At 60.2% G+C, this 12,925-nt stretch carries 12 protein-coding genes; 1 reads left to right on the top strand and 11 read right to left on the bottom strand.

Translation table 11 applies throughout. The annotated features are described in order from the left end of the window. Positions 1-177: 177 nt before the first annotated feature. The 3 genes from PMW70_RS06335 to PMW70_RS06325 all read right to left on the bottom strand — a co-directional run bounded on the left by PMW70_RS06335 (position 178) and on the right by PMW70_RS06325 (position 3,064). The gene (locus tag PMW70_RS06335; RefSeq protein WP_271744245.1) at positions 178-1,578 is read right to left on the bottom strand and encodes a phosphoglucomutase/phosphomannomutase family protein; all 1,401 of its coding nucleotides are present in this window, start codon (positions 1,576-1,578) and stop codon (positions 178-180) included. 159 nt (positions 1,579-1,737) lie between these two features. Further along, the gene (locus PMW70_RS06330; RefSeq protein ID WP_035138801.1) at positions 1,738-2,631 is read right to left on the bottom strand and encodes a homocysteine S-methyltransferase family protein; all 894 of its coding nucleotides are present in this window, start codon (positions 2,629-2,631) and stop codon (positions 1,738-1,740) included. 10 nt (positions 2,632-2,641) lie between these two features. Beyond that, positions 2,642-3,064, bottom strand: a complete 423-nt coding sequence (locus tag PMW70_RS06325) for a metal-dependent transcriptional regulator (RefSeq protein ID WP_040359600.1) — start codon at positions 3,062-3,064, stop codon at positions 2,642-2,644. A gap of 120 nt (positions 3,065-3,184) precedes the next feature. On the opposite strand from PMW70_RS06325, the gene pepT reads away from it, so the two are divergent. Continuing rightward, complete coding sequence (pepT, locus tag PMW70_RS06320) at positions 3,185-4,432, top strand: peptidase T (protein ID WP_271744244.1); 1,248 nt, start codon at positions 3,185-3,187, stop codon at positions 4,430-4,432. Positions 4,433-4,869: 437 nt separating this feature from the next. Here pepT and PMW70_RS06315 read toward each other — a convergent pair whose 3' ends face one another. From PMW70_RS06315 to atpF, 8 genes are all read right to left on the bottom strand, one after another. After that, complete coding sequence (locus tag PMW70_RS06315; RefSeq protein WP_271744242.1) at positions 4,870-6,105, bottom strand: LCP family protein; 1,236 nt, start codon at positions 6,103-6,105, stop codon at positions 4,870-4,872. Positions 6,106-6,117: 12 nt separating this feature from the next. Further along, entirely contained in the window at positions 6,118-7,401 is a 1,284-nt protein-coding gene (gene murA / locus PMW70_RS06310) for a UDP-N-acetylglucosamine 1-carboxyvinyltransferase (RefSeq protein ID WP_271744241.1), read from the bottom strand. Positions 7,402-7,489: 88 nt separating this feature from the next. Further along, on the bottom strand, positions 7,490-7,882 hold the full coding sequence (gene atpC, locus PMW70_RS06305; protein ID WP_006235718.1) for an ATP synthase F1 subunit epsilon: 393 nt from the start codon (positions 7,880-7,882) through the stop codon (positions 7,490-7,492). A 3-nt stretch (positions 7,883-7,885) separates the two neighbouring features. Further along, the gene (gene atpD / locus PMW70_RS06300; protein WP_006235717.1) at positions 7,886-9,340 is read right to left on the bottom strand and encodes a F0F1 ATP synthase subunit beta; all 1,455 of its coding nucleotides are present in this window, start codon (positions 9,338-9,340) and stop codon (positions 7,886-7,888) included. After that, entirely contained in the window at positions 9,340-10,248 is a 909-nt protein-coding gene (gene atpG, locus PMW70_RS06295) for an ATP synthase F1 subunit gamma (protein ID WP_006235716.1), read from the bottom strand. The genes atpD and atpG overlap by 1 nt, the downstream gene beginning before the upstream one ends. Positions 10,249-10,253: 5 nt before the next feature. Beyond that, the gene (atpA, locus tag PMW70_RS06290; protein WP_271744239.1) at positions 10,254-11,852 is read right to left on the bottom strand and encodes a F0F1 ATP synthase subunit alpha; all 1,599 of its coding nucleotides are present in this window, start codon (positions 11,850-11,852) and stop codon (positions 10,254-10,256) included. Then, positions 11,852-12,328, bottom strand: coding sequence for a F0F1 ATP synthase subunit delta (locus PMW70_RS06285; protein WP_006235713.1), 477 nt, complete (start codon positions 12,326-12,328; stop codon positions 11,852-11,854). The genes atpA and PMW70_RS06285 overlap by 1 nt, the downstream gene beginning before the upstream one ends. Beyond that, complete coding sequence (gene atpF, locus PMW70_RS06280; RefSeq protein ID WP_006235712.1) at positions 12,318-12,920, bottom strand: F0F1 ATP synthase subunit B; 603 nt, start codon at positions 12,918-12,920, stop codon at positions 12,318-12,320. Before atpF ends, PMW70_RS06285 begins: the two co-directional genes overlap by 11 nt. Between the last annotated feature and the right edge of the window lie 5 nt (positions 12,921-12,925).

The following is a 12,925-nucleotide window of genomic DNA, read 5'->3' as shown; positions in this document are numbered from 1 at the left end:
GCGGCTCATCCGGTCCGACCGGGCCGCGCGGCAAGGAGATATATTGCCAGACCGGAGGGGCGCCGTGGGCGGGAATCTGGGCGTACACATTTCCTACACAGTTTGGAATCCGACTAACGTTTGCCAGCCGTTAACTACCGCTCGCCGAGCATCTCTTTATATAAGGCAGTCTCATGGTTAAAGCGGATACGTTCCCCTAGCTAAAGCACAGCCAGCATCGAGCAACTCATCACGCTCTTCCACTGAGAACCCCTCGGCGTAGACGCGCACCACTGGTTCGGTCCCGCTAGGACGGACCAGCAGCCACGTGTCATCCTCGAATGCTAAACGCAAGCCATCCATATGACTAACGTTTTGCGGCACCTTGCCACAAATCGACTTGGGGTTTACACCCGGCAGCAGGGTTCGTAACGTTTCGGCATCTTCGGCCTCAAGGCGCAAATCGCGTCGACCGCAACTCGTCTTACCAAAACTGTCCTCGAGTTGGTCGACCAGAACGCCCAAAGGCGCGTCCGTCTTTGCCATGAGCTCACACAGAACCAGACAGGCGAGGATTCCATCGCGCTCGGGCATATGCGCGGCGATGCCGATACCACCGGCTTCTTCGCCGCCTATGAGGACGCCACCCTTCTTCATCTCTGCCGCTATATATTTGAAACCGACTGGTTTGACGGTCACGCGGCAGCCAAGCGCCTCGGCAATGCGACGCACGAGCGTCGAGCACGAAAGATTGACGACGACGCGCCCCTCCAAATTACGAAATTGAACCAAGTCGCCCAAAACGAGCGCCATGATCTGATGCGGATGTATATATCTGCCGCGCTCGTCAACCGCGCCGATACGGTCGGCGTCGCCGTCGGTCACCAGGCCAGCGCAAGCTCCGTCCTCGATAACCGTATGCTCGCAAGCGTCCACCCACGGCTCAACGGGGTCGGGGCAGATATCTTCTTGGTCAGGCGCCTGCCCGGCGTGAATCTCGTGCACCTCAACGCCAAGCTCGCGCAGCAAGTCGGCTAGATAGCCCTGGGCTGCGCCGCCCATGGGGTCAACAACCACGCGCAGGTGCGCGGCGCGGATGGCTTCGGCATCGACAAACGATGCCACCGCTTGCATATAGTCAGGAATGATATCCGCGGTGCGATATTGCCCCTCGATCCCCATTGGCTCGGGAGCCATGGTCTCTTCGAGCTCTTCGATGACATCCTGGTTGGCGGTCGAGCCGTCACCCATGCGAATCTTGAGACACAGATAACCCTGCGGATGATGGGACCCCGTCACCATGAGCGCGCCGCACGCCTCACCGTCATAAGCCGCCGCCCACGTAAGGGCAGGGGTCGGAACAGGTCGCGAAGCGAGCACGGCGTCTAGCCCGTGCGCTGCTAGCACACCCGCCGCAAGCTCAGCGAACTCGCGCGCCAGGGGCCGAGTGTCGAACCCTATATATACCGTTTTGCCCGGATTGGTCTTTTGCCACAACTCGCCGACGGCATCGGCGATACGGGCAACGTTATCGGCAGTGAAGTCCTTATCGACGCGAGCGCGCCAACCGTCAGTTCCAAAATGAATTATCGCGCACACGCGCAGACACCTCACAGTGTTTGGATCATGGTACGCATGAGGTATACCCGCGATACACACTCGGCAACCTGCCGGCACCAGCATTCACCATTTGGGCAAATGCTGCCGAGGACATGCAGGCAATAAAAAAAACCGCCCCGTATGGAGCGGTTTTGCCCTTTATATATCGAGCGCCTCGGCCATCGCTGCCGTAGTGATTGCCGTGGTTCCACAGCAACTGCCCACCATTGCGGCACCGGCATGTCTCCATTCGATGCATGCGCGCGCGAAAGCTTCAGGGTTCTCGTGCCATACGGGGCCATCCTGAGTCTGGACCGGATCGCCTACGTTGGGACGCACCGTGACGGGAGTAGTCGCCGATGCAACCATCCTGGGCACCGCCGCATTCGCGGCCGCAAGCGAACAGCAATTAACACCAACCGAGTTTGCGCCGTGTTTTTCGGCGTACAAAACGGCTGCCTCGATGTTGAGGCCATCGCCCAGCAGGTCGCCTTTATCGTCAACGACAAAACTCACCAGAACAGGCATGCCGTCGGCGGCATCTCGGGCGCCGGCAAGCATGGGCTGCAGATTACGGATAGACGTCACCGTCTCGATCAGCAGACCGTCAACGCCGGCATTGAGCAAGGCGTGCGCCTGTTCGCGCGCAATGCCGCGGATTTCACGATACTCGGCAGAGTCCTCGGCAAACCACTCAATACCGATCGGGCCCATCGAGCCCAGCAGCAGCTGAGGGTGCGCCTGGCGAGCATCGTCGACGGCCCCGCGATTGACCTCCGCCACGGACGGCGCAATCTGGTCGTGCTTGAGGGCATAGCTTGATGCCTGAAAGGTGTTGGTAATGAGCACCTGCGCGCCGGCGGCGACATACAAGCGATGGATACGAGAAACGGTCTGCGGCTCCGCCAGATTCCAAAACGCCGGTGGAATGTCAGCGGCGTCGTACTCACTCAACAGAACACTGCCCATGGGGCCCTGCGCCAACAAGGTCTCGCTCGACAAGCGGCGCGTAAGTTCCTCGGCACCAAAGCGGTTGTAATAACTCGTATCCATATATATCCCGCTATTCCTCGACGCTGATTCCCTGCTTTTCGAGATAGGCGAGCCAGCGGCTCATCGTGTCCTCGGATAGCGCATGCTCCATCATGCAGGCCTCGGAATCGGCTCGCTCAAATTCGACACCGAGCTCCTGAACCAAAAACGTGCGGATGAGGCGATGACGGTACCAGATAGCCGTGCCAACCTCGCGGCCGCGATCGGTCAGGATTACCTTGCCATAGTGCGATTGCTCGACAAGCTCGGATGCCTTGAGCGCCGAAACCGCTTTATTGACCGATGCCTTGGAGACGCCAAGGCGCTGCGCGATGTCGACCGATCGCACGCCGTTGGTTTCCCCCTCTTCGCTTTCAATGCGAACCATGCACTCCAAGTAGTCTTCGTTCGCCACCGTCAGATGTAGTTCGCGCGAGCTATTTGTCGTATCCATGATCTTCCGTCCCTTCTGCATTCAATGGCTGATTCTACCCCATCCAAGCGTCGCGGTATGCCGTGGCATACCGTGCTAGAGTTCTTGTTGCACACGACGACCAAGATTGGAGCGATCTTTATGGAAAACGCCACCACAAACCCCGATGTCCTCGAGCGCTTTTTGCGCTACGTCCAGATCAACACGCAGTCCGAGGATGCAAACTGCGACCAGGTACCCTCGAGCGCCGTTCAGTTTGATCTTGCCAACGTGCTGGCTGAAGAGCTGCGCGAGCTTGGTGCGGAAGATGCCCACGTGACCGAGCATGCCTATGTCTGCGCGCATATCCCCGCAAGTGCGGGCGCTGAGGACAAGCCCGCCCTGGGCCTGATCGCCCATCTCGACACCACCGAAGTTGCACCGGGCGCCGGCGTGAAGCCGCACATCGTACACTACGAGGGCGGCGACCTGGTCTGCGGCACGGTTGACGGTAAGCCCGTTGCCATGAGCACCGCCAAGCTTCCCGCCCTGAACGACCTCGCGGGTGAGGACCTGGTCTGCAGCGATGGCACCACGCTGCTGGGCGCGGACGACAAGGCAGGCGTCGCCGAGATCATGTCGCTTGTCGCGCGTATCGCTCAGGACCCTTCTCTGCCCCATCCCGCACTCGGCATTTGCTTCTGCCCTGACGAGGAGATCGGCCACGGAGCCGAGCTGCTGGATATCGATACCTTTGGCTGCAAGTACGCCTACACGGTCGACGGCGGCCCCATCGGCGAGCTGGAGTGGGAGTGCTTTAACGCCGCCGAGGCGACCGTCTGCTTTGAGGGCCAGTCCATCCACCCGGGCGACGCCAAGGGCCGTATGGTCAACGCAGGCAATCTGTTCTGCGACTTCAACGCGTTGCTCCCCTACGTGCAGCGCCCGGAGTATACGGAAGGCTACGAGGGCTTTTATCACCTTGAGGGTGTATCTGCGACCGTCGATCACGCCACAGCGCGCTATATCGTCCGCGACCATGACGCCGCCAAGTTCCAGCAGAAACTCGACCTTATTGATGCCGCCGCCTCGATGCTCAACCAGCGTCTGGGTGAGGAGCGCGTGACGGTCGAGATTAAGCAGCAATATCGAAATATGGCCGAGATCGTTTGTGACTTTCCCGAGCTTATTGATGTTGCCAAGAAAGCCTACCTTGCCTGCGGCGTTGAGCCCCAAGTGCTGCCGATTCGCGGCGGCACCGACGGCGCGCAGCTGTCGTTCCGCGGTCTGCCCTGCCCCAACCTTTCCACCGGCGGCTATTGCTACCACGGCGTCAACGAATTCGTCCCGGTCAGTTCGCTCGTCAAGATGACCGACGTGCTCCAGGAGCTCGTCGCCCGCTTTGCATAAGCCTGGCTGCACAAGTCCAAAAGACGAATCGCCCCGTCCTCAACCAAAAACGGGGCGATTTTTTTGCTGCAATGAGAACAGGTTGACGCACGCCAGCCTCTTAACGCAAGGAGTGTCCCAAACTGCCGGCACAAAAGGAACGTCCCCAAGTGCCGCAAAATGACGACATCCACTCTCGCTTTGTGGGTAGTCATTGGGGACGTTCTTGTTTGACTAGTCGTTTAAAAACGTCCCCAATGACTACCCAACGACTAGTCCGGACCAAGGCAACGCCGATGTTTTGGCAACGACAGCGAAAACCCGCCAGAGCGAGCAAGGTGCCCTGAAACGAGGCGGCATTGATCTTTTGATCATGCCGCCGAAGTTGAAAGGCAGATTGCCGCTCTGGCGGGTTTGCAGCGTCAACTGGTTACGCGGGCTGGTAAGCCCGCGTAACCCTAATAATTGGCTTCGTAGCCGTTGCCGTCGCCGGTGGGCTCTTCATAGTAGTCCGAATCGCTCGAATCGCTTGAGTCATCGGAATTGTCAGAGCTGACCGAAGAGGTTGCGGTACCGTTTGCGTAGTCGTCAGACGTGTTGTTGTTCAGGTCGCCGATCGTAGGGCTCGAACCGTCGGAAAGACCCATGGTGTTGGGGCCCTTGGGATCCTTGCCAGCATCGACGCGCTCCATCATTTCCTTGAGCTCGTCCTCGTAGACAAAGACGTAGCTCACACCGTCGATCATGGTGCTGTCGTCGGCGTACGAGGGCAGGTTGGCCGAGTAGATACCGTCGACATCCATACCGCGCATGGCGTTGACCGTAGCCACGATATCCTGAACGCTCATATCGGTTACGAGCATATCGGACAGCGAATTAACCAGGCCAAAAATCTTCGTGGCATCGAAGTTATTGAGAATCTGGTTGGCAAGGGCACCAAGCACCTGACGCTGGTGGCGCATGCGCGTGTAATCGCCGTCGGCATAGGTGTAGCGGCAGCGGGCATAGGTAAGGGCGGTGGCACCGTCCATATGCTGCTGGCCAGCGGTAATCTTAATATCCAGGTGCTCAGGGTCGTCAACATCATCGGTTGCGTTAATGTCGATACCGCCAACCGAATCAATCAGTGCCTGCATACCGTCGAAGCTGACCTCGGCATAGTGGGAAATCTGAACATCGCACAGCTCGTTGACCGCCTCGACCATGGCCTCGGCGCCGCCAACGGTATGGCAGGCGTTGATCTTCATGGTCTCGCCCTTGTACTCGACCTTGGTGTCGCGCGGAACGGAAATGAGCGTCGCCTGCTTTTGCGTGGGGTCGATGCGTGCCAGGATAATCGAGTCGGCACGATACGTATCCTCGCCCGGACGGCCGTCGGTGCCAAGAAGCAGCACGTAGAACGGATCCTTTGCCTCATCGGTGTCAACCAGAACCCGACGCAGATTGTCGGTAATGACATTAGAATCGCCGAGCTTGCCCATAATGGTGGCAAACCACAGGCCGGCAGCGGTAGTGGCACTCAGCAGCACGCCAAGCACGACAATGAGCGCGACGTGACGAATCGTGTGGCTACGACGACGTTGACGAGCGCGCTCGGAATAGCGAGCCACGTTATCGCGACTATAGATCTTGGCCTGCGCACCAGTTGAGGGTCTTCGGGTGGTGGTATCCGCGAGGGGCTTTTTATTAAACATAGGCAACCTGTATTAGTAGATGACGGGATCGGGGACGGTAGCATGCTCGACATGCGCGCCGAGCGCCTGCAGCTTTTCGACAAACTGCTCGTAGCCGCGCTTGATATGATGGATGGCCGAAACCTCGGTCGTCCCGTCGGCGATCAAGCCCGCTACGACGAGGGCCGCTCCGCCACGCAGATCGGGCGAGGTAACCTGTGCACCCGAGAAGCCCTTGACGCCATGAATCATGGCATGATGGCTCTCGATACGAATGTTGGCACCCATGCGCACCAGCTCAGAGGCAAACATAAAGCGATTCTCGAAGATGTTTTCGGTAATAACGGAACTGCCGTCGGCAAGGGCGGAGAGCACCATAATCTGCGCCTGCATGTCGGTCGGGAAACCGGGGAACGGAAGCGTCTGGATGTCGACCGGCTTGATACGCTCGGCACGGTTCACATGGACGCCATCCTCGACGCGCTCGCAGTCGATACCCATGAGCTCCATCTTCTTGAGCACCATGCCCAAGTGAATGGGGCAAAAGCCCGTGACATCGACACCGCGATCGTCGGCCATCAACGCACCGGCAACGATAAAGGTACCGGCTTCGATGCGGTCGCCCACCACGCGATGGGTAACGGGATGGAGCTCTTCCACGCCTTCGATCGTCACGACGGGCGTACCGGCGCCAACAATCTTGGCGCCCATCTCGTTGAGCATGTTAGCGAGATCGACGATCTCGGGCTCGCGGGCGGCATTGTCGATAACCGTGGTGCCCTGTGCGCGCACAGAGGCCATGATGAGGTTCTCGGTCGCACCGACGCTGGCAAACTCGAGCGTGACGGTGGTACCGCGCAGACCTTGGGGCGCATTAGCGTTGATGTAACCGTGGGCGGTATCGAACTCAACGCCCAGGGCCTCAAGACCAAGAATGTGCATATCGATCTTGCGAGCACCCAGGTTGCAGCCGCCCGGCATGGCAATTTTGGCGCGATGGAAGCGGCCCAGCAGGGGTCCCATGACGGCGGTGGAAGCGCGCATCTTGGCAACGAGCTCGTAGGGGGCCTCCCATGAATCGACCTGAGAGGTATCAATCTCGAGCGTGTGCTCGTCGAGAACATCGATCGTAGCGCCCATGCCCTTGAGCACCTTGCCCATCACGTGGACATCGGAAATATCGGGCACGTTCTGCAGCGTCGTCTTGCCCGGCGCCAGAAGCGTTGCCGCCATGAGTTTGAGCGCGGAGTTCTTGGCGCCCGAGACGGGCACGGAGCCTCCGATGGCGTGGCCACCCTCAACGCGGATAATATCCAAGGTCTACCCTTTCAAAAAGCATGCCCGGGGTGGCTGGGCCATCCCGGGCATGATGTGTTCGCAAATGGTCGAACGCTAAATCGTTTGACTATTGGGCAAGCTTGAGCTTACACCATGCGATTTCATTATAGAGGTAGGCGCGGCGTGCATCATCCTCCGACAAATTACCCAGCTTCTCTTCAAAACCTTGAATATCAGCTTTAAGCTTGTCGGCATCGACGGTCGCCAAATCGCAAGCGCGCTCGGCGAGAACGGTCACGACATCGTCCGCAACCTGGGCATAGCCGCCGGCCACGGCAAACGTGTGGTCGACAGTGCCCATGGCCTTATCGGAAACGCGAACGTAACCGCGGTCGATCGTGCAGATCTCGCTGGAGTGAGCAGGCAGGACGCCAAACTCGCCATCCGTGGACGGAATCGACACAAACGCAGCGTCGCCCTCATAGGCGCAGCTCACGGGGCACACGATGCGGATACGCATAACCTACTTCTCCCCCATCTTGCGGGCGCGCTCGCGCACGTCCTCAATCGTGGAAGCATAGCGGAAAGCCTGCTCGGGCAGGTCATCGGCCTTGCCGTCGACAATCTCGGCAAAAGAGCGGACGGTATCCTCGACGCGGACGTAGACACCGGGGTTGCCGGTGAACTTCTCGGCGACGTGGAAGGACTGCGAGAGGAACTGCTGAATCTTACGGGCACGGTTGACCGTAAGGCGCTGCTCCTCGGACAGCTCGTCCATACCCAGAATGGCGATGATGTCCTGAAGGTCGGAGTACTCCTGCAGGAGCTCCTGGACCTTGACAGCGACACGGTAGTGCTCCTCGCCGACGATCGAGGGATCGAGAGCGTCGGAGGAAGACGCGAGCGGGTCGATAGCCGGGAACAGGCCGAGCGACGAAATGCTACGCGAAAGAACCGTGGTGGCGTCGAGGTGCGTAAACGTCGTGGCAGGCGCCGGGTCGGTCAGGTCGTCTGCGGGGACGTAGACAGCCTGGACGGAGGTAATGGAGCCCGTCTTGGTCGAGGTAATGCGCTCCTGGAGGTCGCCCATCTCGGTTGCCAGCGTGGGCTGGTAGCCAACGGCGGACGGCATACGGCCCAGCAGTGCGGAAACCTCGGAACCTGCCTGGGAGAAGCGGAAGATGTTGTCGATGAACAGCAGAACGTCCTGACCGCGATCGCGGAAGTACTCAGCGGTGGTAAGGCCGGCCAGACCGATGCGCAGACGCGCTCCGGGCGGCTCGTTCATCTGACCATAGACCAAGCAGGTCTTGTCGATAACGCCAGACTCGCTCATCTCGAGGAACAGGTCGGTGCCCTCGCGGGTACGCTCGCCGACGCCGGTGAACACCGAGGTGCCGCCGTGCTCCTGGGCGAGGTTGTTGATGAGCTCCTGAATCAGAACGGTCTTGCCGACGCCGGCGCCGCCGAACAGGCCCGTCTTGCCGCCACGGATGTAGGGCTCGAGCAGGTCGACGGCCTTGATGCCGGTCTCGAAGATCTCGGTCTTGGTGGTGAGCTCGTCGAAGCGGGGCGCTGCATGGTGGATGGGATAGAACTCCTCCACCTCGGGCATGGGCTTGCCGTCGACGGGCTTGCCCATGACGTTCCAAATGCGGCCGAGCGTCTTGGGACCAACGGGCATCTTCATGGGCTCACCGGTATCGGTGGCGATGAGGCCGCGCTGCAGGCCGTCGGTCGAGGACATGGCGACCGTGCGGACGACGCCGCCCGGAAGCTGGCTCTCGACCTCGAGGATCGTGCTCAGATGACCGATCGGGGTCTCGGCCTCGACCGTGAGCGCGTTGTAGATCGGGGGCACCGCGCCGTCAAACTTGACGTCGACGACAGGGCCGATGATTCGCACGATGCGACCATCACCGGCAGTCGTCTTCTTGGTGGCTTCCTCGACCGCAAGCTTTACGGTGTTATTAGCCATTACTGTTCCTCCAATGCTGAGGCTCCGCCGACGATCTCGTTAATCTCGGTCGTGATCGAAGCCTGGCGCACGCGACTATACGTGCGGGTAAGGGTCGAGATGATCGCGGTGGCGTTTTCCGTCGCGGAGTGCATGGCCTTGCGGCGTGCACCCTGCTCGGCAGCCGCCGAATCGATCAGGGCCTGGTAGATGACCGTTAGGATATAAGACGGCACAAGCTTGCCGAGAACATGCTCGGGAGAGGGCACGAACTCGAACGTGGACGAGATGCGCTTAGGGGCGTCGGTCTCGTTCTTACGCGGACCGTGGGCCATAGCGATCATCTCGGGATCGAGCGGCAACAGATGCTCGACGCGAAGCTCCTGATCCACGCGGTTCTTGGCGTGGTGGTAGACAAGCTCGACACGGTCAAGCTCACCGGCACGATACGCATCGCAGATATGAGAGGAGATCATGCGGGCCTGATTGAAATCGGGCTCAGAGGAGTTGCCCTCAAAGTGCATGACGACGTTTGCGCGGTCACGGAAATACGTGGCCGGTTTGCGCCCACACGCGATGATCTCGCACTCGATGCCGTCGTTCGCCCAAGAAGCAGCGAGCTTTTCGGCCGTGCGCTCCACCGTCGTATTGAAACCGCCGGCAAGGCCGCGGTCCGAGGCAATAACGACAATCAGGCCATGCTTGACGCTCTCATGCTTCTGCAGCATGGGATCGGTGCCCGAACAGGAGGCGTCGCCGGCGACCGTCAACATGACGTCGGTCAGCGCCTCCTTATAGGGCTCGGCCTGCTTGGAGCGATCGAGGGCACGACGGATCTTGGCCGTAGAGACCATCTCCATCGTGCGCGTGATCTGCTTGGTCGTGGTAACCGAGGAGATTCGCTTCTTAATGTCGCGAAGGTTGGCCATGGGGCTTAGTTCTCCTCTGATCCAGAAACATCCGAATGGTGCTTGGCCATGAACTGATGCTTGAAGTCGCCGATGACGCGCAAGAGCTCAGCCTTGGTGTCATCATCGATCTTCTTGGCGCGAACCTTGTCGAGCAGCGAGCCAAAGCCATTGTCCATGTACTCGATGAGCTCGGCACGGAAGGGCAGCACGTCGGCGATCTCCAGGTCATCCAGGAAGCCCTCGTTGCCAGCGAACAGCGTAACGATCTGCTCGCCAACCTCAAACGGCTTGTAACGCGGCTGCTTCAGGAGCTCGGTCATGCGAGCACCATGGGTCAGCTGCTTCTGAGTAGCCTCGTCGAGGTCGGAGCCGAACTGCGTAAAGCCAGCGAGCTCCTGGTACGAAGCGAGGTCCAGGCGAAGGTTGCCGGCAACCTGCTTCATGGCCTTGGTCTGCGCATCGCCACCGACGCGGGACACGGAGATGCCCACGTCGACTGCCGGGCGCTGACCCTGGAAGAAGAGCTCGGACTGTAGGTAGATCTGACCATCGGTAATGGAAATGACGTTGGTCGGAATGTAGGCCGAGACGTCGCCGTCCTGGGTCTCGATGATCGGCAGTGCCGTCATGGAGCCGTAACCGTTCTTCTTGGACATCTTGACGGCACGCTCGAGCAGACGAGAGTGCAGGTAGAAGATGTCGCCAGGATAGGCCTCGCGTCCGGGCGGACGATGCAGCGTCAGCGACATCTGACGGTAGGCCACAGCCTGCTTGGACAGGTCGTCGTAGATGACGAGCACGTGGCCGCCGGGGTTGGTCTCGCTGGCGGGCTTGCCGTCCTCGCCGTTGTACATGAAGAACTCGCCGATAGCGGCACCGGCCATAGGCGCGATGTACTGCATAGGGGCGGAATCGGCAGCGGTGGCCGAAACGATGATGGTGTAGTCGAGCGCACCGTGCTGAGCGAGGGTCTCGCGGATGTTGGCAACCGTGGAGGCCTTCTGGCCGATGGCGACATAGATGCAGACCATGCCCTTGCCGCGCTGGTTGAGGATAGCGTCGATGGCGATGGCGGTCTTACCGGTCTTACGGTCGCCGATAATGAGCTCACGCTGACCGCGGCCAATAGGCACCATGGAGTCGATAGCGAGCAGACCGGTCTGAACCGGCTCGCACACCGGGGTACGATCGATGACGCCGGGAGCCTTGAACTCGATGGGGCGACGGTGCGTGGCGACGATGTCGCCCAGGCCGTCGATGGGCTGGCCGAGCGGATTGACGACGCGGCCGAGCATGGCACGGCTCACGGGGATATCCATAATGCGGCCAGTGGTGCGGCACTCGTCGCCTTCCTTGATGGAGTCGACGGCACCGAACAGAACGGCGCCGACCTCGTCACGGTCAAGGTTCTGGGCAAGGCCGAAGACGGTCTCACCGGTATCGGAGCTCTTGAACTCCAGAAGCTCGCCTGCCATGGCGCTCTTGAGGCCGGAGACGCGCGCGATGCCGTCGCCTACCTCGTCGACCGTTGAAACCTCATGCGTATCGACCGTCGCGGAGAGGCTCGTGAGCTGCTCCTGCAGTTTCTTGGCGATATCCTGGGCATTGAGGGTTTCGGACATTAGGCTTCACCTCCGTACGAATTAGCAGAGTTTGCGAGGGTCTCCTGCGCGATGCGCAGCTGCGTCTTGACGGAAATGTCACGACGCTCGCCGCGGGCCTCGAGCACCAGGCCGCCCACGATAGACGGGTCAACCTGCTCGATAAGGAATACCTTGCGGCCGAAGTCCTGCTCGCATTTCTTAGTGATGGTTTGACGCAGCTCGTCGTCGAGCGGGATCGCCGTGGTGACGGTCACGCCCACTACATCCTCGTCTTCCTCGGCAACATACTTAAAGGCAGCTGCCACCTTGGGAAGAAGGTCGAGCTGGTCGCGCTTGGACATGGTGTCGAGCACGGCGATGATCTCGGGGCTGGCAGAAGCCAAGCGCTCGATCATCTCGAGGTCCTCGAACACATGGTTCTCGGCCTTAGCGGCTTCCAGAAGGGAGCGCGCGTAGGTCTCGAGCACCTTGTCCTGATAGCGGCTAGTCGGCATTCAGGCTACCTGCTTCCTGGATGTAGCGCTCGATGAGCTTCTTCTGCTCGGCATCGTCCTCGAGTGCCTCGCCCACGATCTTGGTGGCGACGGCAACGGACAGGTCGGCGATGGAGCTCGCGGCACCGGCGTAAATGGACTTGCGCTCGTCCTCGACGGTCGTATGGGCCTTGGCGATGATCTCCTCGGCCTCCTTGTGAGCAGCCTCGATGATACGGGCGCGCTCGGACTCGGCGTCCTTACGGGCCTCGAGAACGATGTCGGCAGCCTGACGACGGGCGTCGGTGACGATCGAGTCGGACTCAGCGCGCTTGGCGATAGCCTCCTGCTTGGTCTTCTCGGCCTCGTCGAGGCTCTCCTCGATCTTCTTGCCGCGCTCCTCCATGGTTTTCATGATGCCCGGCAGGGCGACCTTGGCCAGCACGATCCAGATAATCAGGAAGGCGATAAGCGCCGGGATGAACTCCGCCATCTTAGGGATGAGGATGTCCGCACCGGCAGCGCCGTCCTCGGCGAACGCGGAAACCGGCATGAGCAGCGCGGCCGCGGACGCGGAGAGTGCGATCGCGCTCTTCTGGGATGAAAGATTCATACTTG

Source organism: Collinsella aerofaciens (assembly GCF_028209625.1).
GTDB classification, from domain to species: domain Bacteria; phylum Actinomycetota; class Coriobacteriia; order Coriobacteriales; family Coriobacteriaceae; genus Collinsella; species Collinsella aerofaciens_AM.
Note: the sequence above shows the minus strand (reverse complement) of the source record. Positions and strands in the feature narration are given on the sequence as shown.